The 24,067-nt window shown below is 58.1% G+C and carries 21 protein-coding genes; 13 read left to right on the top strand and 8 right to left on the bottom strand.

What is annotated here, in order from left to right; translation table 11 throughout:
- The 4 genes from ftsQ (at position 1) to lpxC (ending at position 4,370) form a co-directional block, all read left to right on the top strand.
- Positions 1–864, top strand: a complete 864-nt coding sequence (gene ftsQ, locus DCL27_RS13375) for a cell division protein FtsQ (protein WP_035598297.1) — start codon at positions 1–3, stop codon at positions 862–864.
- Complete coding sequence (gene ftsA / locus DCL27_RS13370) at positions 861–2,117, top strand: cell division protein FtsA (protein ID WP_035598299.1); 1,257 nt, start codon at positions 861–863, stop codon at positions 2,115–2,117. The genes ftsQ and ftsA overlap by 4 nt, the downstream gene beginning before the upstream one ends.
- Before the next feature lie 69 nt (positions 2,118–2,186).
- Positions 2,187–3,347: a cell division protein FtsZ gene (ftsZ, locus tag DCL27_RS13365; RefSeq protein WP_005282657.1), complete on the top strand. Its 1,161-nt coding sequence runs from the start codon at positions 2,187–2,189 to the stop codon at positions 3,345–3,347.
- Between the two features lie 105 nt (positions 3,348–3,452).
- Complete coding sequence (gene lpxC / locus DCL27_RS13360; RefSeq protein ID WP_005282658.1) at positions 3,453–4,370, top strand: UDP-3-O-acyl-N-acetylglucosamine deacetylase; 918 nt, start codon at positions 3,453–3,455, stop codon at positions 4,368–4,370.
- Positions 4,371–4,380: 10 nt separating this feature from the next.
- Here the strand turns inward: lpxC and DCL27_RS13355 are convergent, their stop codons facing one another.
- Complete coding sequence (locus tag DCL27_RS13355; protein WP_005282671.1) at positions 4,381–4,926, bottom strand: DUF721 domain-containing protein; 546 nt, start codon at positions 4,924–4,926, stop codon at positions 4,381–4,383.
- A gap of 46 nt (positions 4,927–4,972) precedes the next feature.
- Here DCL27_RS13355 and secM point away from each other — a divergent pair, with 46 nt between their 5' ends.
- The 3 genes from secM (at position 4,973) to mutT (ending at position 8,751) form a co-directional block, all read left to right on the top strand.
- Positions 4,973–5,464, top strand: coding sequence for a secA translation cis-regulator SecM (gene secM, locus DCL27_RS13350; protein WP_005294861.1), 492 nt, complete (start codon positions 4,973–4,975; stop codon positions 5,462–5,464).
- Between the two features lie 75 nt (positions 5,465–5,539).
- Positions 5,540–8,248 (top strand): preprotein translocase subunit SecA, encoded by a 2,709-nt coding sequence (secA, locus tag DCL27_RS13345; protein ID WP_005294865.1) that lies wholly within the window; start codon positions 5,540–5,542, stop codon positions 8,246–8,248.
- Positions 8,249–8,349: 101 nt separating this feature from the next.
- Positions 8,350–8,751: an 8-oxo-dGTP diphosphatase MutT gene (gene mutT / locus DCL27_RS13340; RefSeq protein WP_035598302.1), complete on the top strand. Its 402-nt coding sequence runs from the start codon at positions 8,350–8,352 to the stop codon at positions 8,749–8,751.
- A gap of 47 nt (positions 8,752–8,798) precedes the next feature.
- On the opposite strand, the gene yacG is transcribed toward mutT, so the two are convergent.
- The 3 genes from yacG to coaE are packed head-to-tail and all read right to left on the bottom strand — an operon-like array spanning position 8,799 to position 10,399.
- Positions 8,799–8,999 carry a DNA gyrase inhibitor YacG gene (gene yacG / locus DCL27_RS13335; RefSeq protein WP_035598304.1) on the bottom strand — a complete coding sequence of 67 codons (201 nt, stop codon included), beginning with the start codon at positions 8,997–8,999 and terminating at the stop codon, positions 8,799–8,801.
- Positions 9,000–9,023: 24 nt separating this feature from the next.
- The gene (gene zapD / locus DCL27_RS13330; RefSeq protein ID WP_005282682.1) at positions 9,024–9,776 is read right to left on the bottom strand and encodes a cell division protein ZapD; all 753 of its coding nucleotides are present in this window, start codon (positions 9,774–9,776) and stop codon (positions 9,024–9,026) included.
- Positions 9,773–10,399 (bottom strand): dephospho-CoA kinase, encoded by a 627-nt coding sequence (gene coaE / locus DCL27_RS13325; RefSeq protein ID WP_035598307.1) that lies wholly within the window; start codon positions 10,397–10,399, stop codon positions 9,773–9,775. The genes zapD and coaE overlap by 4 nt, the downstream gene beginning before the upstream one ends.
- A gap of 324 nt (positions 10,400–10,723) precedes the next feature.
- Here coaE and DCL27_RS13320 point away from each other — a divergent pair, with 324 nt between their 5' ends.
- Complete coding sequence (locus DCL27_RS13320) at positions 10,724–11,770, top strand: GMP reductase (protein WP_005282692.1); 1,047 nt, start codon at positions 10,724–10,726, stop codon at positions 11,768–11,770.
- 52 nt (positions 11,771–11,822) lie between these two features.
- Here the strand turns inward: DCL27_RS13320 and DCL27_RS13315 are convergent, their stop codons facing one another.
- From DCL27_RS13315 to ppdD, 3 genes are read right to left on the bottom strand one after another with little or no spacing between them, the layout of a single operon-like run.
- Positions 11,823–13,022: a type II secretion system F family protein gene (locus DCL27_RS13315; protein ID WP_035598310.1), complete on the bottom strand. Its 1,200-nt coding sequence runs from the start codon at positions 13,020–13,022 to the stop codon at positions 11,823–11,825.
- Positions 13,019–14,338, bottom strand: a complete 1,320-nt coding sequence (locus DCL27_RS13310; RefSeq protein ID WP_035598313.1) for a GspE/PulE family protein — start codon at positions 14,336–14,338, stop codon at positions 13,019–13,021. The genes DCL27_RS13315 and DCL27_RS13310 overlap by 4 nt, the downstream gene beginning before the upstream one ends.
- Positions 14,335–14,784 (bottom strand): prepilin peptidase-dependent pilin, encoded by a 450-nt coding sequence (gene ppdD, locus DCL27_RS13305; RefSeq protein ID WP_035598316.1) that lies wholly within the window; start codon positions 14,782–14,784, stop codon positions 14,335–14,337. The genes DCL27_RS13310 and ppdD overlap by 4 nt, the downstream gene beginning before the upstream one ends.
- A gap of 248 nt (positions 14,785–15,032) precedes the next feature.
- On the opposite strand from ppdD, the gene ampD reads away from it, so the two are divergent.
- Together ampD and ampE are read left to right on the top strand one after the other, a co-directional pair.
- Positions 15,033–15,620: a 1,6-anhydro-N-acetylmuramyl-L-alanine amidase AmpD gene (gene ampD / locus DCL27_RS13300; protein WP_035598319.1), complete on the top strand. Its 588-nt coding sequence runs from the start codon at positions 15,033–15,035 to the stop codon at positions 15,618–15,620.
- A 24-nt stretch (positions 15,621–15,644) separates the two neighbouring features.
- A complete protein-coding gene (gene ampE / locus DCL27_RS13295) occupies positions 15,645–16,499 on the top strand; it encodes a beta-lactamase regulator AmpE (RefSeq protein ID WP_005282710.1) in 855 nt (284 codons plus the stop codon).
- A 75-nt stretch (positions 16,500–16,574) separates the two neighbouring features.
- On the opposite strand, the gene DCL27_RS13290 is transcribed toward ampE, so the two are convergent.
- Positions 16,575–17,954 (bottom strand): amino acid permease, encoded by a 1,380-nt coding sequence (locus DCL27_RS13290; protein ID WP_228594437.1) that lies wholly within the window; start codon positions 17,952–17,954, stop codon positions 16,575–16,577.
- A gap of 583 nt (positions 17,955–18,537) precedes the next feature.
- Between DCL27_RS13290 and pdhR the strand changes: the two genes are divergently transcribed.
- The 3 genes from pdhR (at position 18,538) to aceF (ending at position 24,010) form a co-directional block, all read left to right on the top strand.
- Positions 18,538–19,302 carry a pyruvate dehydrogenase complex transcriptional repressor PdhR gene (gene pdhR / locus DCL27_RS13285; protein ID WP_005282728.1) on the top strand — a complete coding sequence of 255 codons (765 nt, stop codon included), beginning with the start codon at positions 18,538–18,540 and terminating at the stop codon, positions 19,300–19,302.
- 147 nt (positions 19,303–19,449) lie between these two features.
- The gene (gene aceE, locus DCL27_RS13280) at positions 19,450–22,113 is read left to right on the top strand and encodes a pyruvate dehydrogenase (acetyl-transferring), homodimeric type (RefSeq protein ID WP_005282731.1); all 2,664 of its coding nucleotides are present in this window, start codon (positions 19,450–19,452) and stop codon (positions 22,111–22,113) included.
- Positions 22,114–22,126: 13 nt separating this feature from the next.
- A complete protein-coding gene (aceF, locus tag DCL27_RS13275) occupies positions 22,127–24,010 on the top strand; it encodes a pyruvate dehydrogenase complex dihydrolipoyllysine-residue acetyltransferase (protein WP_109691487.1) in 1,884 nt (627 codons plus the stop codon).
- The last annotated feature ends 57 nt before the right edge of the window (positions 24,011–24,067 follow it).

Raw genomic sequence — 24,067 nt, 5'->3', positions numbered from 1 at the left:
ATGTCTCAGGCAGCCCTGAATTCGCGTGAGCCGAGCGGCTCGCCCCGTAGCCGCAATACTCTGCGGCGTAGCAACGGGATGCGTCTGGCTGGGATGGTGTTTCTGCTGTTGGTATTGGCGGCGATCGCCTCGGGGGGATGGATGGTGGTCAACTGGATGAAAGACGCCAGTCGGATGCCGATGTCCAAGCTCGTGGTGACGGGAGAGCGTCACTTCACGCGTAACGATGATATTCGCCAGGCCATTCTGGCTCTGGGCCCACCGGGGACCTTCATGACCCAGAATGTGGACGTGATCCAGCAGCAGATTGAGCGGTTACCGTGGATCAAGCAGGCTAGCGTGCGTAAGCAATGGCCGAATGAGCTGAAGATCCACGTGGTGGAGTATGTCCCTGTGGCGCGTTGGAATGACTTGCGGTTAGTGGATAGCGATGGCAAGTCGTTCAGCGTTCCGGCCGATAGAACCGGCAAACAGCCATTGCCGTTACTGTACGGACCGGAGGGCAGTGAAATGGATGTCCTGGATGGTTATCGCGCGATGAGCAAGACGCTGGCGAAAGATAACTTTACGCTGAAGATGGTGGCGATGAGTGCCCGTCACTCCTGGCAACTGGGGTTGGCCGACGACATCCGCTTGGAGTTGGGACGCGAAGATGTCACCGGGCGCTTGGCCCGCTTCGAGGAGCTCTATCCGGCATTGCAGCAGCAGGCCGAGGCTACGCATCAGCGTATCAGTTATGTGGATCTGCGTTATGACAGTGGCGCTGCGGTAGGCTGGGCGCCGGCGTACAGCGATACGCCGCCGTCCGCTGCAAATCAGCAACAGAATCAGCAACAGAATCAGGCACAGGCTAAACAACAATGATCAAGTCGACGGACAGAAAACTGGTAGTTGGGCTGGAGATCGGTACGGCAAAAGTCGCTGCGCTGGTAGGGGAGGTTCTGCCCGATGGCATGGTCAATATTATCGGCGTGGGCAGTTGCCCGTCGCGCGGCATGGATAAGGGCGGCGTTAACGATTTGGAGTCGGTGGTAAAATGCGTACAGCGTACCATCGATCAGGCCGAGCTGATGGCCGATTGCCAGATCTCGTCGGTCTATCTGGCGCTTTCCGGTAAGCATATCAGTTGCCAGAACGAGATCGGTATGGTGCCGATCTCGGAGGAAGAGGTGACTCAGGAAGATGTGGAAAACGTGGTTCATACCGCAAAATCGGTACGTGTTCGCGATGAACACCGCGTTTTACATGTGATTCCTCAGGAATATGCCATTGATTATCAGGAAGGGATTAAAAACCCGGTGGGGCTGTCCGGTGTGCGCATGCAGGCCAAGGTCCACCTGATTACCTGTCATAATGATATGGCGAAAAATATTGTTAAGGCGGTAGAGCGCTGTGGGTTAAAGGTCGATCAGTTGATTTTTGCCGGCCTGGCCTCCAGCTATGCGGTCTTGACCGAAGATGAGCGTGAGCTCGGCGTCTGCGTGGTCGATATCGGTGGTGGCACCATGGATATGGCGGTCTATACCGGTGGTGCCCTACGCCATACCAAGGTGATCCCTTACGCGGGTAACGTGGTGACCAGTGACATCGCCTATGCCTTCGGTACTCCCCCGACGGATGCCGAGGCGATCAAGGTGCGTTATGGCTGCGCCCTCGGCTCGCTGGTAAGTAAAGATGAAAACGTCGAAGTTCCGAGCGTGGGAGGACGTCCGCCACGGAGCTTACAGCGTCAGACGCTAGCCGAGGTGATCGAGCCGCGTTATGCCGAGCTGCTAAACCTGGTAAACGATGAGCTATTGCAGTTGCAGGAGCAGTTACGTCAACAGGGCGTGAAGCACCACTTAGCGGCGGGAATTGTGCTGACGGGCGGTGCTGCACAGATCGAAGGGTTAGCCGAATGTGCTCAGCGTGTCTTCCATACCCAGGTGCGTATCGGACAGCCATTGAACATCACCGGCCTGACGGATTACGCTCAGGCGCCGTACTACTCTACGGCGGTTGGGTTGTTACATTACGGCAAAGAGTCTCACCTGAGCGGTGAGGCCGAAGTCGAAAAGCGTGCCTCAGTTGGCAATTGGTTTAAGAAAATCAATGGCTGGTTGAGAAAAGAGTTTTAATGTTTGAAAAAAGGGATCATTCTACGCGTTAATGATTCCGCAGCGACAGGCACAAGACGGAGAGAAACTATGTTTGAACCAATGGAATTAACCAATGACGCGGTGATTAAAGTCATCGGCGTCGGCGGTGGCGGTGGCAACGCCGTTGAACACATGGTGCGTGAACGCATCGAAGGTGTTGAATTTTTTGCGGTGAATACCGATGCGCAGGCTCTGCGTAAGACGGCCGTTGGCCAGACTATCCAGATCGGGAGCGGTATTACTAAAGGACTGGGCGCCGGCGCCAATCCGGAAGTCGGACGTAACGCGGCGGAAGAGGATCGCGAAGCGCTGCGCTCGGCGCTGGATGGCGCCGATATGGTCTTCATCGCGGCCGGTATGGGTGGCGGTACCGGTACCGGTGCAGCACCGGTAGTGGCGGAAGTGGCGAAAGAGTTGGGTATCCTGACCGTCGCCGTGGTCACTAAACCCTTTAATTTCGAAGGCAAACGTCGTATGGCCTTCGCCGAGCAGGGGATCGCCGAGCTGTCTAAGCATGTCGATTCGCTGATCACCATCCCTAACGATAAGCTGCTGAAGGTGTTGGGGCGCGGTATCTCGCTGTTGGACGCGTTCGGTGCGGCTAACGACGTGTTGAAAGGCGCCGTGCAGGGTATCGCCGAGCTGATCACTCGCCCGGGTCTGATGAACGTCGACTTTGCTGACGTGCGTACCGTGATGTCTGAGATGGGCTACGCCATGATGGGCTCCGGCATGGCCAACGGGGAAGATCGTGCGGAAGAAGCGGCCGAGATGGCCATCTCTTCACCGCTGTTGGAAGACATCGATCTGTCTGGCGCGCGCGGCGTGTTGGTCAACATCACCGCAGGCTTCGATCTGCGTCTGGATGAGTTCGAGACGGTGGGTAATACGATTCGTGCCTTCGCTTCGGATAATGCCACCGTGGTGATCGGTACTTCACTCGACCCGGATATGAACGACGAGCTGCGTGTTACCGTCGTCGCGACCGGTATCGGTATGGACAAGCGTCCGGAGATCACCTTGGTGTCCAACAAACAGGGGCAGCAACCGGTGATCGATCAGCGCTACCAGCAGCACGGTTTGTCGCCGTTGCCGCAGGAGAGCAAGCCGGTCGCCGCTAAAGTGGTTAACGATCAGAGCGTGCCGAGCGGCAAAGAGTCTGACGATTACCTGGATATTCCGGCCTTCCTGCGTAAGCAGGCCGATTGAGTATTGGGGAACTCCGCTCTTTGTGCTAAACTGTCTCGCCACCTTTAATGTATAGTCATTATCATTTAGAGGTGGTTGGACGGATAAACACTGCGAGATAACACGATGATCAAACAACGGACCATAAAACGTATCGTTCAGGCGACCGGGGTCGGGTTACACACCGGCAAGAAAGTCACGCTGACCATGCGCCCGGCGGCAGCAAATACCGGGATCATCTATCGTCGCACTGACTTGAATCCTCCGGTTGATTTCCCGGCCGATGCCAAATCGGTACGTGACACCATGCTCTGTACTTGCCTGGTTAACGAGCATGATGTGCGTATTTCCACCGTGGAGCACCTGAACGCAGCCCTGGCTGGGTTGGGGATCGATAACTTGGTTATCGAGGTCGATGCGGCAGAAATCCCGATCATGGACGGCAGCGCCGCGCCTTTCGTCTTCCTGTTGCTGGATGCCGGGATCGACGAGCTGAACTGCGCCAAGAAATTCTTGCGTATCAAGCAGGCGGTGCGGATCGAGGATGGCGATAAGTGGGCTGAGCTGGCACCGTACAACGGTTTTAGCTTGGATTTCACTATCGACTTCAACCATCCGGCCATTGATGCCAGCACGCAGCGCTACAGTCTGGACTTCTCCGCCGATTCATTCGTGCGTCAGATCAGCCGTGCGCGTACTTTTGGTTTCATGCGTGATATCGAATATCTGCAGTCACGTGGTTTGTGCCTGGGCGGCAGCTTCGATTGTGCCATCGTGGTCGATGACTATCGCGTCTTGAATGAAGATGGTCTGCGTTTTGAGGACGAGTTCGTTCGCCACAAAATGCTGGACGCTATCGGTGATCTGTTCATGTGCGGACATAACATCATCGGTGCCTTTACCGCGTTCAAGTCTGGTCATGCCCTGAATAACCGCTTGCTGCAAGCCGTCCTGGCTAAGCAAGAGGCTTGGGAGCTGGTGACGTTCGAAGATGGCGAGGAGATGCCGCTGGCATTCCGCGCGCCGTCAACCGTGTTGGCCTGACGGGTTTCCCTCAGGAGCGGCGGTTCTTATCGCGACTGGTTGTGTCGGTACTCTCTCCGGCCAATGCAGCCAGTCGTTCCAACTTCTTGCGTAATCCCTCCGGGCTTTGGCTCGCCAACCAACGTAGCTGCTGCGCGCTCTCGGCGCTCAATGAACGGGTGACCGTCACTTCTCGTGCCTTGGCCTCCTGTGCCAGTTGTGAGGCTGTGTTCAACTGCGCATTTTTCCCACATTGACGCATCAGGTCTGGATTAATCCTGGTGTCGATCGATGACAATGATGGTAAAATCTCTCCTCTGAGTGCGGAAAGTAGGCGGCTCTGCTCATAGCGCAGGCGCATTAGCCAACTGGCATTAGCCACTTCCAGCACCAGAACGCCCTGGCGAAAGTTGGCGACGCGACAGAACGGTTGGAGCGGCGTCGGCAGTAGGGCTTGTACTGCCCGATCGAGTCGGAGTAATGCCACTGCGCGTTGCTGAACGTTTTTGAGGATGCCGTCAGCGGCGGCATTGTCATCCAGCAGGGTATCCAGGGATTGTGGGCGACTATCACGCATAAATACGGCTCCGCGGCTATATAGGGCTATTGATTCGGTACGGCATGTGATTGCTATTCTAAAGCGTTGGCGACAGTTTGGCAGACGTTATTTTTGGCCGCATCTCCTGTGGGGGATGGTGGCGGCGACGCTTGGCGTGCCGTCGTTGGCCAATGCCGAACAACCGCGCCCTTCCGCGCAGACCATTACGCTCCAACGCCTGATCGCCGCGCACCATAGCCATGCGACGCTGCAACTGCTCTCCGGCAAGCGGCGAGGTCATAGCGTCGATTACTGGCATCAATATGCCCTGCGTATCGCGATTCGCCAACTGAGCACGCCCAGCGTGGCACTCCGTAGCCTATCACCCGAGCAGCAGTGCCAGCATCTGGTCTTGCTCTCTTCGCTCAGCTCGCTACTGACCCGTCAACCCCCGCGTTATGCACAGCCTCATCCTCAGCCGTTACCACGCGAGGCGTCACAGCCTACGATGCCGCTTCCCGCGCTCTGGTTGGCCCGTATCCAAGGGATCCGGGCGGGACCCGGCATCGCCGTCTAATTTAATTTCTTGCGTTTCTTTTTTGTCCTATTTTGACCCGGGCGGCCGATGCTGCCCATGAGAGATTACATAATTATGTTAATTAAATTATTGACCAAGGTTTTTGGCAGCCGTAACGATCGAACCCTACGCCGCATGCGTAAAGTGGTTGAGCAGATCAACCGCATGGAGCCGGAGATGGAGCAGCTCAGTGACGAGCAGCTCAAGGGCAAGACCGTCGAGTTTCGTGAGCGTCTGGCACAAGGCGCCTCGCTAGAAAGCCTGTTACCGGAAGCGTTCGCGACCGTCCGTGAGGCCAGTAAGCGCGTGTTTGGTATGCGTCACTTTGACGTGCAGCTGCTGGGCGGCATGGTGTTGAACGAGCGTTGCATCGCCGAGATGCGTACCGGTGAAGGTAAGACCCTGACCGCGACCCTGCCAGCCTACCTCAACGCCTTAACCGGCAAAGGGGTTCATGTCGTGACGGTCAACGATTACCTGGCGCAGCGTGACGCCGAAAACAACCGCCCCCTGTTCGAGTTTCTCGGTCTGAGCGTCGGTATCAACCTGCCGGGGATGGCTGCGCCGGCCAAACGCGCCGCCTATGCCGCCGACATTACCTACGGTACCAATAACGAATACGGCTTTGACTATCTGCGTGACAATATGGCGTTCAGCCCGGAAGAGCGCGTTCAGCGTAAGCTGCATTATGCGCTGGTGGATGAGGTGGACTCCATCCTGATCGACGAGGCGCGTACCCCGCTGATCATCTCCGGCCCCGCCGAGGACAGCTCCGAGTTGTATATCAAGGTCGACAAGCTGATCCCGCACTTGAAACGCCAAGAGAAGGAGGACTCCGACACCTTCCAGGGCGACGGTCACTACTCTGTCGATGAGAAGACCCGTCAGGTGAACCTGACGGAGCGTGGTCTGGTGCTGATCGAAGAGCTATTGGTCGGCGCGGGCATCATGGATGAGGGCGAGTCACTGTATTCGCCGGCTAACATCATGTTGATGCATCACGTTACGGCGGCATTGCGCGCCCACGCGCTGTTTACCCGCGACGTCGACTACATCGTCAAAGAGGGTGAGGTGATCATCGTCGATGAGCACACTGGGCGTACCATGCAGGGGCGTCGCTGGTCCGATGGCCTGCACCAGGCCGTGGAGGCCAAAGAGGGTGTGCAGATCCAGAACGAGAACCAGACACTGGCCTCCATCACCTTCCAGAACTACTTCCGTCTGTACGAGAAGCTGGCAGGGATGACCGGTACCGCGGATACCGAAGCCTTTGAATTTAGCTCGATCTACAAGTTGGACACCATCGTCGTGCCGACCAACCGTCCGATGATTCGTAAGGATCTGCCGGATCTGGTCTACATGACCGAGCAGGATAAGATCGCGGCGATCATCGAAGATATCCGTGAGCGTACCGCCAATGGGCAACCGATCCTGGTGGGGACCGTCTCGATCGAGAAGTCAGAGACCGTTTCCCATGAGCTGAAAAAGGCGGGCATTGCTCACAACGTATTGAACGCTAAGTTCCACGCCAAAGAGGCGGATATTGTGGCTCAGGCGGGTCAGCCGGGGGCGGTAACCATCGCCACCAACATGGCCGGTCGTGGTACCGACATCATGCTGGGGGGGAGCTGGCAAGCCGAGGTGGCCGAACTGGAGGCGCCGACGCAGGAGCAGATCGATGCCATCAAGGCGGCATGGCAGGAGCGGCACGATGCGGTGTTGGCCGCGGGCGGTCTGCACATCATCGGTACCGAGCGTCATGAATCGCGTCGTATCGATAACCAGCTGCGTGGCCGTTCCGGTCGTCAGGGGGATGCGGGTTCCTCCCGTTTCTACCTGTCGTTGGAAGACTCCCTGATGCGTATCTTCGCCTCCGATCGTGTAGCCAACATGATGCGTAAGTTGGGGATGAAGCCGGGCGAAGCCATCGAGCACCCGTGGGTGACTAAGGCCATCGCCAATGCGCAACGCAAGGTGGAAAGCCGTAACTTCGATATTCGTAAGCAGCTGCTTGAGTATGACGACGTGGCCAGCGATCAGCGCCGCGCCATCTATACCCAGCGTAATGAGTTGCTGGATGGTGGCGATGTGGTCGATACCATCAACAGCATCCGGGAAGATGTCTTCAAACTGGTGATCGACAACTACATTCCGCCACAGTCGCTGGAGGAGATGTGGGATGTGCCGGGGCTGGAAGAGCGCCTGCGTAATGACTTCGATCTGGAGCTACCGATTGCCGAATGGCTGGATAAGGAGCCGGAACTGCACGAAGAGACGCTGCGTGAGCGTATCCTGAATATGGCCATCGAGCGCTACCAGAACAAAGAGGAAGTGGTCGGCAGCGAGATGATGCGTAACTTCGAGAAGGGGATCATGTTGCAGACTCTGGATTCGTTGTGGAAAGAGCATCTGGCGGCGATGGACTACCTGCGTCAGGGGATCCACCTGCGTGGCTATGCGCAGAAAGATCCCAAGCAGGAGTATAAGCGCGAATCTTTCGCCATGTTCTCGGCCATGTTGGAATCCCTTAAGTATGAGGTGATCAGCGTGCTGAGCAAGGTGCAGGTGCGGATGCCGGAGGAGGTTGAGGCGCTGGAGCGTCAACGTCGTGAAGAGGCCGAGCGTCTGGCCCGCCAGCAGCAACTGAGCCATCTGGACGATCAGAGCGCCGCCGCTCAGGAGATGGCCGCGCAGACTGGCGAGCGCAAGATCGGGCGTAACGATCCGTGCCCGTGTGGTTCCGGTAAGAAGTATAAGCAGTGTCATGGCCGTCTCACCGCCTAATGGCGTGAGGGTGTCACTATGACCATCGACAGGGAAGCGCTTCGCGCCTCCCTGTTTTTTTATCTCGCGATCATGAAGAGAGGAGCGTAGGGGTGAAGCCAATGAATCAGACATTGCAGATCGCCGTCGGGATCATCCGCAATGCGCAGCATGAGATCTTTGTTGCCCGTCGTCAGGCAGGTAGCCACCTCGCCGGGGTGTGGGAGTTTCCCGGCGGTAAGATCGAGGCCGGAGAGAGCGCGCAACAGGGCCTGGCGCGTGAATTGTTTGAGGAGGTGGGCATCGTACCGCAAGCCGACGGCATACGCCTGTTACAGTGTGTCGAGCATGCCTTTAGCGATCGGCGAGTGATGCTGCATTTCTTCTTGGTCAGCGCCTGGCAGGGGGAGCCGTGCGGGCGTGAAGGGCAGGAGACGCGTTGGCTCGCCCAGCGGGCGTTGCGTGTCGAGGATTTTCCCGCGCCCAACCGCGTGATCGTGGAGTGGCTACGGGCTCAAGATTAAGCGAAGCCGAAGACAGCGCCGCTGTTGCGGCGCTGGAGGGGGAGCGCTTAACGCTCCGCCCCCTCGCTCCATCCCTCGCTGTCGGAGTGCTCCGCCTCGCTAGCGATGCGTTTCTCCTCATTGGCCCATTCGCCCAGATCGATCAGTTGGCAACGTTTGCTACAGAACGGGCGGAAGGGGCTTTGCTCACCCCAGATAACCGGCTTGCCGCACGTCGGGCAGGCGACGGTGATGATCTCATTTTCCATTGATGACTCCGTGAGGCCCGCCGCTTAGCAGCAGGCCAGATTAAATGATAGGCGATCGGGCACCACACCTTGCTCGCTGTCTAGGGGAAGAAAACGGATGGCGAAGCGAGTCTTGTGGCCGGATACCTGGGGATAGACCTGGAGATCCAGCGCCAACTGGATGCGCAGCAGATCGGCGCCCTCGGCGTTGTCTTGGTAGAAGCCGTGTAGGCTGGTCATGGGCTTGAACGCCACGGCCTTACGCAGCAGATCCAGCACCAGCGTGAGGCTATCGTTCAAGGGGGCCAGCGAAGCCAGCCATTGATCGATCTGTGCGTCGCGCGTCGCGGCGCTTTGCTTTAGCCATAAGTAGAGCGTCGGTAGATCGAAGCTACAACAGCCACCGGGAATGCCGAGGCGCTGGCGCACCAAGGCGATCAACCGATCTTCACGCAGCAACTGGCCGATACGCGGTGCCGCCATTAAGGTCGCCGCCTGTTGCTTCAGACGTTGACTCAGCGTGTGGATCATCGCCTGATCGACGCCGGGCGCATTAAACCACTGCATCAATTTACGTTGCTGACGCTCCATCTCCTTGAGCAGATCGGTGCGTACCTCGCCACGCTCAAGCACATCGAGCAGATCGGACAGAATACGGAAGAAGGTGAGTGCCGCACAGGCATCACCTTGCGGACGATTGGGTAACAGCTGCTGCAACAGAAATTCCAGGCGTAGCCAGGTACGCATCTTCTCGTTGAGCGGGTGTTCGAACAGTATAGTCGGAGTGACGTCACTCATGCTGGGGATCCTGTTGGGGATGAGGCCGCCTGTGCCAGCGCTAGATAGTGGCGATGTAACGCGGCGACCTGCGGGATAAGCGCCTCGGCCGACCCGCTGTTATCAATAATATCATCGGCCCAGGCGAGCCGCTGTTGGCGTGTTGCCTGGGCGGCCAAAATGCGCTGGGCCTGCTCACGGCTGACGCCGTCGCGGGCCTGGGTACGAGCCAGTTGCTGCTCGATAGGGAGATCGACCACCAGGATGCGATCGGCCTGCGTTGTGAGCCGATTTTCGACGAGCAGGGGCACCACCCATAGGGCATAAGGTGCGCTGATGTGTGCCAGTTGATGCCGTGTCTCCGCCTGGATCTGCGGATGTAACAGCGCATCAAGCCAGGCCTTCTCGGAAGGATGGGTAAAGATGATTTGCCGCAGTGCCGCGCGATCCAATTGACCATCGGCTTGTAAGAGCGCCGCTCCGAAATGGGCGACGATTTGCGCCAGTACTGGACTACCCGGCGCCACCAGTTGGCGAGCGATGACATCGGCATCGACCAACGGCACGCCGAGACGGGCAAACGCGTCGGCGACGGTCGATTTGCCACTACCGATACCGCCGGTGAGAGCAACTGTATACGCCATGAGGAGATCCTGCGAGAGTAGGCGATGGCACGAAGGCATCGCAAAAAAATTGGCTGACCTGCGGATCATAATGGTCTAGACGGCAAGTGCAAGCCGCAGATACGCGTACGGTGGCCCCGTCGCGGATAAATTTAGACGAGTTTACCTGAAATTTTGTTGAAAAAGCAGACTTGTCGCCAGGTTATTCCTGCGTATGATAGCGTCACTGGAACTGGCGTCATACGGCGAAGCAATCGTTTGTATGATCACATTTTCCCTAGGACGTCTCCCGCCCTTGAGTGGGAGGCGGCTTAAACTTGTCGCCATTAACCAGGGAAGTCCCTCATGCGTATTGAAGAAGATCTGAAGCTGGGTTTTAAAGATGTCCTGATCCGTCCGAAGCGCTCCACCTTAAAGAGCCGTTCGGATGTCGAGTTGGCTCGCGAGTATCGCTTTAAGCACAGTGGTTGGCAGTGGTCTGGTGTGCCGTTGATCGCCGCCAACATGGATACCGTCGGCACCTTCCGTATGGCGCAGGTGTTGGCGACCTTCGATGTTCTCACCGCAGTTCACAAGCACTATAGCGTCGAGCAGTGGCAGGCATTTGTCGCTAGCGTCGGCGAAGAGACGCTGCGTCATGTCATGGTGTCGACCGGGACTTCTGAGGCGGACTTCCTTAAGCTAGGTCAGATCCTGGCGCTCTCTCCGACCTTGAAATTCATCTGTATCGATGTGGCCAACGGCTACTCCGAGCACTTCGTCGATTTTTTGCGTAAGGCGCGTGAGGCGTTCCCCGATAAGGTGATCTGCGCCGGCAACGTAGTCACTGGTGAGATGGTCGAGGAGTTGATCCTCTCCGGCGCCGATATCGTCAAGGTGGGGATCGGGCCCGGCTCGGTATGTACCACGCGAGTGAAAACCGGTGTCGGTTATCCACAGTTGTCCGCCGTGATCGAGTGTGCCGATGCGGCGCATGGTCTGGGGGGACAGATCGTCTCCGACGGCGGCTGTTCGGTGCCGGGCGATGTCGCCAAGGCATTTGGCGGTGGTGCCGATTTCGTTATGTTAGGCGGTATGCTGGCGGCCCATGACGAATGCGAAGGGCGCATTGTCGAAGAGCAGGGGCGCAAGATGATGTTGTTCTACGGCATGAGCTCCGCCTCGGCGATGAACCGCCATGTCGGCGGGGTGGCTGACTATCGTGCGGCCGAAGGTAAGACCGTCAGCCTGCCATTGCGCGGCCCGGTGGAAAATACCGTGCGCGACATCCTGGGTGGGTTGCGCTCGGCCTGTACCTATGTCGGGGCCTCGCGTTTGAAAGAGTTAACCAAACGTACCACGTTTATCCGCGTCGCCGAGCAGGAGAATCGAGTATTCGGTCAGGCGGAGTGATCCCCCTTATTTCCCGCAATCACATCCATCATGACGCCAGCGATTGCCGGCGTCATTGCATCACATCACCTAAGTTTAGGATCGGCAGATACAGTGCCAGTACCAATAAGGCGACCAGCGCCGCACTGAGTAGCAGCATCACCGGTTCGACAAGGGTGGTCAGTGTCTCGCCACGCCGTTGCGCGTGTTGTCGATAATATTCCCCCAGATGGGTACACAACAGGGCGAGGCGCCCCGAGGCCTCGCCCTGGCGAATTAATTGCCGACACTGCGCGGGGAAAAGGCGCCCCTCCGTCAAGGCGGCGGAGAGTAGCTCACCTTGACGTAGACGCCGTCCCGCCTGATACAGGGCGCGGCGATAAGCCTCCAGCCGCTGGGCGTGGCGACAGGCCGTCAATGCCTGTGGTAGGGCGATGCCAGCTTGCAACAACAAGGCCAGGATGTGGAAGAGTTGGGCCAGAGTCGTGTCGCGTAGCAGAGGGCCATAGCCGGGGAGGCGGAGGGCTAGGCGTTGCAGCTGATGTCGTAGCGTTGAGGCGTAGTGACGTGCTAGCCCCACGCACAGGATCGCGAGCACACCGGCGCCCCCCAGCAACGCCGGCCAGATTGATCTTAGCCCTGCCGCTAGCGCTAACAGCCGCTGAGTTAGCCAGGGTAAGGGGGCATCCAGCGAGGCATAGAGGAGGGCGAACTGTGGCAAGAGTGTGAAGAGCATCGCGAGGGTGATCGACAGGGCGACCGTCAACAGGAAGAGGGGGTAGCGCAGGGCGCGTAACAGGCGCTGGCGGAGATCGAGGGCATCGCGTTGTTGCCGAGCTAACTGGCGACAGACGGCCGCCAACTCTCCGCTCTGCTCGGCGGCGACGAGCGTGCGTGCATACAGAGGGGGAAAGATGGTGCCGTGTTCGTGTAGCGCTTGGGAGAAGGATAAGCCCGTAGTAATAGCCTGATGTAGTTGGCGAATCAGTGCCTGCCATTCTGGATACGGATGGCCGCCCGCCATGAGCGCGAGTACCGGTGCTAGCGCCAGTCCCGCATCCAGAAGCTCGGCGAGCTGAGCGATGAAGTCACAACAGACACCGGCTTGCCAGTGGTAGCGCAATGGACGCCAAGCGGGCGTAATGGAGAGTGGCAGGGTGCCGTGCTGTTGGAAACGCTGGCGTAATTGGTGCCGGTTGAGGCCGAGTACCGTCCCTTGCCGGAGTGTCCCGTCATGGGTCACGAGACGATAGTGAAATAGGCGGGGAGTCATGCCAATGAACCGGATGGACCGAGTACCCGAATGACTTCCCCCCAGGCGGTGACGCCCTGTTCCGCTAAGCGTTGCGCCGTGGCGCGCAGGGGCTGCATTCCATGCTCTTCGGCCAACTGTTGGAGACGTGTGCTACTGGCGCCATTGCGGATGGCATGACGTAATGCCGGCGTCACAGGCAGCAGTTCGAATAGGGCCCGTCGCCCCCGGTAACCACCATGACAACGCGGACATGTGCCCGGTTGCCAGCGTAACTGAGCCGATTGTGGTGTTTGGCGCCGGCAATGGCGGCAGAGACGACGTACCAGGCGTTGGGCGATAACCAGTGACAGGCTATCGCCCAGTAAATAGGGGGCGATGCCGAGCTGAAGTAGGCGGGTTACCGACTCCGCCGCGCTGTTGGTATGCAGGGTGGAGAGGACCAGATGCCCGGTCTGCGCCGCATCGATCGCGATGTGCGCGGTGGCCTCGTCACGGATCTCGCCGATCATGATCACGTCGGGATCTTGGCGCAATAGGGCGCGTAGCACGGTGGCGAACTGGAGGCCTGCGGCAGGAGCGATGGCTGTCTGGTTGATATTATTCAGTGGTGTCTCGATGGGGTCTTCCACACTACAGATATTGAGTGCCAGCGCGTCTAACCAACGTAGCCCTCCATATAGGGTGGCCGTCTTACCGCTGCCCGTCGGCCCGGTAACCAGGATCAGCCCTTGAGGACGAGTGAGTGCCTGCTCCAGTAGCCGCCGCTGAGCCAGGGTGAGTCCCAGTTGTGCCAAGGCGCGCGGTGCTTGCGTGTCATCCACTTGACGCAGCACGGCCTTCTCGCCATGTAGGGTCGGCAGGGTGGACAGTCGGAAACTGATGTCACGCTCTGCCAGCGTGATACGTAGCTGGCCATCTTGCGGCAGGCGGCGTTGAGCAATATCCAATCCGGCGAGGACTTTCAAGCGGGTGATGAGGCGTGTGAACTGGTTGATAGGATACTGCGCGACTGGGTGTAGCACACCATCGATACGTAGGCGTACACGCCCTTGTTGAGCGAGGGGCTCCAAATGAATATCTGAGGCGCGTCGCGTCAGTGCCTGCGCTAATAGCTGTTCCAGTTGTGGGACGGTAGCTGACTCGTCGAGCATCGGGGCGATATCCGCTTGCTGCGGGCTGAGTGGACGCCAGAGCGGCTCGATGCCGGTGGCGAAGCGGATCGCGGCGCAGAGCGGTTCCGGGGCCTCACCGCTGCCACCGATGATGATGCTGTGTGCGTCCTGGTGCAGCAGGCGGCAGTGGTAGTGCTGACACAGCTGTGTTAAGTCGCTCATGGTTGGTCGTTACCATCATCGCGCAGGATACTGCGGCAAGACGCTAGTAAGGTCGGCTCTGCGCCATCGCTTTGACAGTGTTGCTGCCAGCGTAGCGTGCCCGCATCGCGATTCAGTTCCGGGGTCAGCGTCACCTGTAATCCGGCCAGCGCTTGTTGACCACTGAGGCTGATGACACCCTGAGCGACATCGAGGTTAGCGATATAGGTGGAGGGCGGCAATGTCGCCAGCCCCAGTTGCGCCGCGCTGCATCCGGCAAGGCTGCCTTGCTCTAACGCACAGAGCTCCACTTCGGTCTTATAGGGCGTCACCGCTTGGAGTACGTCGGTCATGGCGGCTTTTTGTAAGTAGCGTTGATAAGCGGGAACGGCGATAGCACCAAGAATGGCGATGATAGCGATGACCACCATCAGTTCGAGTAAGGTAAAACCGTGCTGTGATGACATGGTCGCCTCCAGGGATTGATGCGGGTTAGTGTGCGTTGGCTTGCCGTTGTCGGCGAGTGTAGCGAGGGGGGCTTACGCCCCGCTCCGCAGGCAAGCGGCACAGAGCGACATCATGTTCATCTCGTCTGCGTATGCGTACACAGATGTGGCGAGGCCATTTTGATGGCCATGGATGGGGAGGGGGCGGCGGAGCGTAAGAATCATGCTACCCTGTAGCGTATTTACCTCTGGGAAAAGTGAGTTTGGCGATGCAACTGGAGAATGGGTGGCTATGTGGTGTCAGGCGGGTACCGTCGCCCCATTGCGATGCGCGCCCGCAGGGCGAGTTACCCTCGGTGCTGGTGATCCATAATATTAGTCTTCCGGCGGGGGAGTTTGGGGGGCCCTATATCGATCACCTATTTAGTGGAACCTTGGCGACGGAGGATCATCCCAGCTTCGCCGAACTACGGGGCTTGCGGGTGTCGGCGCATTGCCTGATTCGACGCGATGGTCAGATCGTCCAATATGTGCCGTTCGAGGCGCGCGCATGGCATGCGGGGGTCTCCCGTTACCAAGGGCGTGAGCGGTGTAATGATTTTTCCGTGGGCATCGAACTGGAGGGGACGGATAGCTTGCCGTATACCTCGCAACAGTATCGGGCATTGGCCGAGGTGAGCGCGACGCTCATGCATCACTACCCGATGTCGCCGGCGCGCGTGACGGGTCACAGTGATATCGCACCGGGACGCAAGAGCGATCCGGGCCAGGCCTTCTGTTGGCAGACATTCCACCGCCAATTGCGCGAGGCGCTTGCCGCCCTCGAGGCGGAAGAAATCTCATCCTCCCATCCATAAAATACGAAGAGAGAGCTACCGGAGATGACGTTATTCTCGCTACTACTGGTCCTGGGTTGGGAGCGGTTGTTTAAGTTAGGTAATCACTGGCAAATCGATCAGCGTTTCGCCCCCATTTTTGCCCTGGGCAAAAGGGTCTCGTTGGTGAAAACCCTGTTACTGCTGCTGCTATGGATGCTGTTGCTCGCCTTGGCGCTACAGAGTTTGCGGGGCCTGTTCTTTGGTTTGCCGACACTACTGTTGTGGATTGTCGTCGGGTTGTTCTGCTTCGGCGCTGGTGGTATTCGTCGAGATTATCGTGCCTATATGAAGGCGGCACGGCGCGGGGAACAGGATGCCATGGCGCAGATGGCCGCCGAGTTAGCCTTGATCCCTGGCCTGTCTAAGGATATGCGCCCCGAGGTGCGCCTACGGGAACTGCAGAACGCATTGGTGTGGATCAACTACCGTTTCTATCTGGCGCCGTTGTTCTACTTTGTGGTGGCAGGCCCTTACGGGCCGGTGGCGCTGGGGGGCTACGCGCTGCTGCGCGCTTACCAGAGTTGGTTGACCCGTCAGATCGATCCACTCGCGCGAGCCCAGTCTGGCATCGATCGTCTGCTGCATTGGGTTGATTGGCTACCGGTGCGTGTGGCCGGTATCGCCTATGCGCTGTTGGGGCATGGCGAGCGGGCGTTGCCGGCTTGGCTGGCCTCGCTGGGAGACTGGCGTAGCAGTCCCTACCAGGTGCTGAGCAGTCTGGCGCAGCTTTCGCTGGCGCGCGATCCCCATCTCGATGCATTGAAAACGCCGTTGGCGGCGGTGACATTAGCGCGGCGCATCACGTTGGTATTGATCGTCGTGGTGGCGCTCTTGACCATCTATGGTGCGCTGCTGTAACAGCCGTCTGTTTGCGTGGCAAATAAAACCCCGGTCGATTGACCGGGGTTTTTTATGGTGAGACGAGTGTGTCGTTTAGCCGTGACTGGAGAGGCTACCGTGTTGCCGGGTGCGTTGTTTCTTGATGGCATAACCGATGGCCAAGACCACCAACCACAGCGGGATCAGTAAGACCGAAATCTGGATCCCTGGGGTGAAGAACATGATGACCAGAATCGCGGCCATAAAGATCAGACAGAGATAGTTACCCGCCGGGTACCAGAAGGCACGGAAGCGCGTCACCACCCCCTCGCGATCTTTCTGGGCGCGGAAGCGCAGGTGCGCCACACTGATCATCGCCCAGTTGATCACCAGCGCCGAGACAACCAGCGCCATCAGCAGCTCGAAGGCTTTGCCGGGCATGAGGTAGTTGATCAGGACGCACAGCAGCGTCGCGGCTGCCGATAGACCGATCGCCACCACGGGCACGCCACGGGCATCGACCTTAAGCAGGGCTTTCGGACCATTACCTTGTTGCGCCAGGCCGAACAGCATGCGGCTATTGCAGTAGACACAACTGTTGTAGACCGATAGGGCGGCGGTCAGGGCCACGATGTTGAGGATGGTCGCGACCAGGTTGCTGTCCAGGGCGTGGAAGATCATCACGAATGGGCTACCCCCTTCCACGACTTTACCCCACGGATAGAGGGAGAGCAGAATGGCCAGTGAGCCGATGTAGAAGATCAGGATACGATAGATGACCTGATTGGTTGCCTTCGGAATGCTGCGCTGCGGATCATCAGCCTCTGCTGCGGTGATGCCAACCAGCTCCAATCCACCGAACGAGAACATGATCACCGCCATAGCCATGACTAACCCCATGACACCATTGGGGAAGAAACCACCCTGATCCCACAGGTTACTGACCGAGGCCTCGGGGCCACCCTGGCCGCTGAACAGCAGCCACCCGCCGAACAAAATCATCCCGATAATCGCGACCACCTTGATGATGGCGAACCAGAACTCCAGCTCGCCATAGATTTTGACGTTGGCCAGGTTGATGGCGTTGATCAGCAGGAAGAAGACCGCGGCGGAGACCCAGGTCGGGATCTCGGGAAACCAGTATTGCACATAGATACCGACGGCGGTGAGCTCTGCCATGGCGACCAGCACATACAGCACCCAGTAGTTCCAGCCGGAGGCAAAGCCCGCGAAGTCTCCCCAATATTTATAGGCGAAGTGGCTGAATGAGCCGGCGACCGGCTCCTCGACGACCATTTCACCCAGCTGGCGCATGATTAAGAAGGCAATGAAACCACCGATGGCATAACCCAGTAGTACGGCCGGCCCCGCCATCTTAATCGTCTGCGCAATGCCGAGAAATAATCCGGTGCCGATGGCCCCGCCCAGGGCGATCAGTTGGATGTGGCGATTCTTCAGGCCGCGCTGTAGCTGCTCGCCGCGTTGCTCACTCATATATCCTTGTCCTCTCCCGCTACGTTCAAACCAGTGCGCGTATCAGGGTGTCATAGTATCGCTACGAATCGTGTAATTTTATATTTACATTGGTTGTTAATCTAAATGCTAACGATGACTACCAATAACAATAGAATAATGGTAGTCGAAAAAAAATTCATCTGATTTCTTGTTCAAGTCGTCAACGTACACAGCCTTGTGTCGCGGGATACGAAGGCGTTTTCCTGGGTAAGGTGGCTATCTTCGGGAGATCTCCCGACATGATAGGACGATGGTGGCCGAGCCGCGGAGAGGCCACGATTAGGCTAGGCTTACACGCTTCAGCCTGGAAAATAGGAGGGGAGTTTGCGTTAATTTATATATTGTCATCGTAAATGGTAATACCATGTCTTGGTTATTTCGATGCTGTAACATTGGTGTTGTTTTGTTAAAAAATGCCCGTTTTATGATTTGCATCAATAGCTGTATGGACAAGTAGTGAAGATTTTGTTACTTTGTCGTCATGTTTTTGAAATTGGTAATACCAATTTACTTTGCGGCTCTCCGATGAGAACGCGTTTACGCTCAGAGAAGACATTGCCACATGGCCTACAGCAAAATCCGCCAGCCTAAATTATCAGATGTGATCGAACAGCAGTTGGAATATCTGATCCTGGAAGGAACGCTGCGTCCTGGCGAGAAGCTGCCGCCGGAGCGCGAGTTAGCGAAGCAATTCGATGTCTCCCGTCCCTCTTTGCGTGAGGCGATTCAACGCCTCGAAGCCAAGGGATTACTGCTGCGCCGTCAGGGGGGAGGCACCTTCGTTCAGACCAATCTCTGGCAGAGCTTTAGCGACCCACTGGCCGAGCTGCTCGCCGCCCACCCCGAATCTCAATTCGATCTGTTGGAAACACGTCATGCCCTAGAGGGGATCGCCGCCTATTACGCCGCGTTGCGGGGGACGGACGAAGATTTCGCGCGCCTGCGTGAGTGCCATCTGGCGATCGAGAGCGCGCAGGCCGCGGGCGATTTGGATCGGGAGGCGGATGCCGTGATGCAGTATCAGGTGGCGGTAACCGAGGCGGCACATAACGTGGTGTTGCTCCATCTGTTGCGTTGCATGGCACCGATGTTGGAACAGAACGTAAAACAAAACTTTGAGTTGCTCTACTCGCGGCGCGAAATGTTAGCGCTGGTGAGCGACCACCGCGCCAGTATCTTTGCGGCTATCGTGGCGCGTGAGCCAGAGCGCGCGCGCGAGGCATCGCACCGCCACTTGGCCTTTATTGAAGATATTTTGCTGGAGATGAGTCGCGAGCATAGCCGCCGCGAGCGTTCGCTACGACTGCTCCAGCAGCGTAAAGATTGAAAATTGGTCCGTGCATGACCCGTAAGGGGTGTACACCGATGTTAATGCTAGGCAACTAACCGATTGGGCCTGTCTTCGTGCGCTTTTGCATGAAAGCGCAGGGAGACAGGCTCCAGATAACCCATTAGACAGATAAGGAATACCACCATGTCAGATCGTTTACTTAATGACGTGGATCCGATCGAAACCCGCGATTGGCTGCAGGCGATAGAATCGGTCATCCGTGAAGAAGGCGTAGAGCGTGCGCAATATCTGATCGATCAGGTATTGAACTCCGCCCGTCAAGGCGGTGTTAACCTGCCTTCCGCCACGCTGGCCCACAATTATGTGAACAGTATTGCCCCGGAAGATGAGCCGGCTTATCCGGGAAACCTGGAGCTGGAGCGCCGTATCCGTATCGCGATGCGTTGGAACGCGGTGATGATCGTCCTGCATGCGTCGAAGAAAGATCTGGAGCTGGGCGGTCACATGGCCTCCTATCAGTCTTCTGCTACCGTCTACGAGGTGTGCTTCAACCACTTCTTCCGTGCGCGTAACCAGAAGGATGGCGGCGATTTGGTCTACTTCCAGGGCCACATCTCCCCGGGGATCTATGCGCGCGCCTTCCTGGAAGGGCGTCTGACGGAAGAGCAGCTGAATAACTTCCGTCAGGAAGTGCACGGCAAGGGCTTGTCCTCTTACCCGCATCCGAAGTTGATGCCGGAGTTCTGGCAGTTCCCGACCGTCTCCATGGGATTGGGGCCGTTGGGGGCAATCTATCAGGCTAAATTCCTGAAGTATCTGAACCACCGTGGCCTGAAAGATACCACGGCACAGCGCGTCTATGCCTTCTTGGGCGACGGTGAGATGGATGAGCCGGAATCCAAGGGTGCCATCACCATCGCCACCCGCGATAAGCTGGATAACCTGTGCTTCGTTATCAACTGTAACCTGCAACGTCTGGATGGCCCGGTTACGGGCAACGGTAAGATCATCAATGAGTTGGAAGGGATCTTCGCCGGTGCTGGCTGGAACGTCATCAAGGTCATCTGGGGTTCCCGTTGGGATGCGCTGCTGCGTAAAGACACCAGTGGCAAGCTGATTCAGCTGATGAATGAGACGCTGGACGGCGATTACCAGACCTTTAAATCGAAGAACGGTGCCTATGTGCGCGAACACTTCTTCGGTCGTTATCCGGAAACGGCGGCACTGGTCAAGGACATGTCCGACGACGAGATCTGGGCGCTGAACCGTGGCGGTCACGATCCGAAGAAAGTCTATGCCGCCTTCAAGAAGGCCGAAGAGACTAAGGGCCAGCCGACGGTGATCCTGGTGCATACCATCAAGGGTTACGGTATGGGCGATACCGCCGAAGGTAAGAACATTGCGCATCAGGTGAAGAAGATGAACATGGAAGGGGTACGCCACTTCCGCGATCGCTTCAATGTACCGGTGGCCGACGCCGATCTGGAGAAACTGCCTTACGTGACCTTCGAGGCCGACTCCGAGGAAGCGCGTTATCTGCATGAGCGCCGTGCGGCGTTGCAGGGCTATGTGCCGACCCGTCTGACGCACTTCAGCGAGAAGTTGGCGTTGCCGACGCTGGAGGACTTCTCTCCGCTGTTGGAAGAGCAGAACAAAGAGATCTCGACCACCATCGCCTTCGTCCGTGCGCTGAACGTGATGCTGAAGAACAAATCCATCAAGGATCGCCTGGTACCGATCATCGCCGACGAGGCGCGTACCTTCGGTATGGAAGGTCTGTTCCGTCAGATTGGTATCTATAGCCCGAATGGTCAGCAGTATACCCCGCAGGACCGTGAGCAGGTTGCTTACTACAAAGAAGATGAGAAGGGACAGATCCTGCAAGAGGGGATCAACGAGCTGGGTGCCGGTGCCTCTTGGCTGGCGGCGGCGACCTCCTACAGCACCAACGATCTGCCGATGATCCCGTTCTATATCTACTACTCCATGTTTGGTTTCCAGCGTATCGGCGACCTGTGCTGGGCGGCGGGCGATCAGCAGGCGCGCGGTTTCCTGATCGGCGGTACCTCTGGGCGTACTACCCTGAACGGCGAAGGCTTGCAGCATGAAGATGGTCATAGCCATATTCAGTCGCTGACGATCCCGAACTGCATCTCCTACGATCCGGCCTACGCCTATGAAGTGGCGGTGATCATGCACGATGGCCTGGAGCGCATGTACGGTGAGAAGCAGGAGAACGTCTACTACTACATCACCACCCTGAACGAAAACTACCATATGCCGGCGATGCCGCAGGGCGTCGAAGAGGGCATCCGTCGCGGGATCTACCGTCTGGATACGCTGGCGGGCGACAAGGGTAAGGTTCAGCTGCTGGGCTCCGGCTCCATGCTGCGTCATGTCCGTGAAGCGGCACGCATCCTGTCTGACGAGTATGGCGTAGGCAGCGATGTATACAGCGTCACCTCCTTCACCGAGCTGGCTCGTGATGGTCAGGATTGCGAGCGCTGGAACATGCTGCATCCGCTGGAAACCCCGCGTGTGCCGTATATCGCTCAGGTGATGAACGATGCGCCGGCCGTGGCATCGACCGACTATATGAAACTGTTTGCCGAGCAGGTTCGTACCTATGTACCGGCCAGCGACTATCGCGTGCTGGGGACCGATGGTTTCGGTCGCTCCGACAGCCGTGAGAATCTGCGTCACCACTTCGAGGTCGATGCCTCCTATGTGGTCGTGGCGGCCCTGGGCGAACTGGCGAAACGCGGAGAGATCGCCGCTTCTGTGGTGGCGGACGCCATCAGCAAGTTCAACATCGATCCGGAAAAAGTAAACCCGCGTCTGGCATAAGAGGTACGGAATAATGGCAATTGCAATCAATGTACCGGACATCGGTGCGGATGAAGTTGAAGTCACTGAGATTCTGGTGAAAGTCGGTGACCGCGTCGAGGCGGAGCAGTCGTTGATCACGGTTGAGGGCGATAAGGCCTCGATGGAAGTCCCCTCGCCTCAGGCGGGCGTGGTAAGCGCGCTGAAGGTAGCGGTTGGAGATAAAGTCTCTACCGGCTCCCTGATCATGGAGTTCGAGGCGGCGGATGCGGCCCCGGCTCAGCCGGCTGCCTCGGCTGTGCCGGCAGTTGCACCGGTCGCGGCCAGTGCCGCGGCGCTGCGTGAAGTACAGGTGCCGGACATCGGTGGCGATGAAGTCGAGGTCACCGAGATTTTGGTTAAGGTCGGCGATAGCGTCGAGGCGGAGCAGTCGCTGATCACCGTCGAAGGCGATAAGGCTTCAATGGAAGTCCCCGCCCCGTTCGCCGGCGTGGTGCAGTCAATCACTATCGCCACTGGCGACAAGGTGAAGACCGGCTCGCCGATCATGACCTTCAGTATTGGCGGTAGTGCGCCGGCCGCCGCCGAGCCCGTCGCTGCTGCGGCCTCTAGTGCACCCGCAGCCAGCGCCGAACAGCCGGTCAGCGTGCCGGACATTGGCGGCGATGAAGTGGAAGTGACCGAGATCATGGTGAAGATCGGTGACAGCATCAGCGCCGAGCAATCCCTGATCACCGTCGAAGGCGATAAGGCTTCGATGGAAGTCCCGGCTCCCTTCGCGGGGATCGTGAGCGCGATTAGCGTCAAGGTGGGCGATAAAGTTAAAACGGGCTCGCCGATCATGACCTTCAGCGTAGCTGGCAGCACGCCGACTGCGGCAAGCGCAGCCCCGGCGGCGAGTGCCGCCGCCCCTGCCGCTCCAGCCCAGGCTACCCCGTCTGCAGCGGCTCCGCAGAGCAGCAATACGGTGAAGAGCGAGTTTAGCGAGAATGCGGCCTATGTGCATGCGACTCCGGTGATCCGTCGCCTGGCGCGTGAGTTTGGCCTCGATCTGGCGAAGGTGAAGGGCAGCGGACGTAAAGGCCGCATCCTGCGTGAAGACGTGCAGGCCTACGTGAAAGAGCTGGTTAAGCGTGCCGAAAGCGCGCCAGCCGCCGCCGCGGGTGGCGCGTTGCCGGGTCTGTTGCCGTGGCCGAAGGTTGACTTCAGCAAGTTTGGCGAGGTGGAAGAGGTTGAGCTGGGCCGTATTCAGAAGATCTCCGGCGCCAACCTGCATCGTAACTGGGTGATGATCCCGCATGTGACCCAGTTCGACGAGACCGATATCACCGAGGTAGAGGCGTTCCGTAAACAGCAGAACGCCGAGGCTGAGAAGCGTAAGCTGGGCGTCAAGATCACCCCGCTGGTGTTTATCATCAAGGCTGCCGCTAAGGCGTTGGAAGCGATGCCTCGTTTCAACAGCTCGCTGTCGGAAGATGCTCAGCGCCTGACGTTGAAGAAATATATCAACATCGGTGTCGCGGTAGATACGCCGAATGGCTTGGTGGTTCCGGTGCTGCGTGATGTCAACAAGAAGGGCATCATCGAGCTGTCTCGCGATCTGGCTGAGCTCTCCGCCAAGGCGCGTGCAGGCAAATTGACCGCCAGCGACATGCAGGGTGGCTGCTTCACTATCTCTAGCCTGGGCGGTATCGGTGGGACGGCGTTTACGCCGATCGTCAACGCTCCAGAAGTGGCGATCCTCGGCGTCTCCAAGTCGTCGATGAAACCGGTCTGGAATGGCAAAGAGTTTACGCCACGCCTGATGTTACCGCTGGCGTTGTCCTATGATCACCGGGTGATCGATGGGGCCGACGGTGCTCGCTTCATCAGTCTGATCAATAGTGTGATGTCAGACATTCGCCGTCTGGTGATGTAAGCCCTAGGCCGGCCTATGGGCCGGCCTTTTTCTTGAATCGATGGCTGGATTGAGGCT

Source organism: Edwardsiella tarda ATCC 15947 = NBRC 105688 (assembly GCF_003113495.2).
GTDB lineage: Bacteria > Pseudomonadota > Gammaproteobacteria > Enterobacterales > Enterobacteriaceae > Edwardsiella > Edwardsiella tarda.
This window is presented reverse-complemented; position numbering and strand designations above follow the sequence as displayed.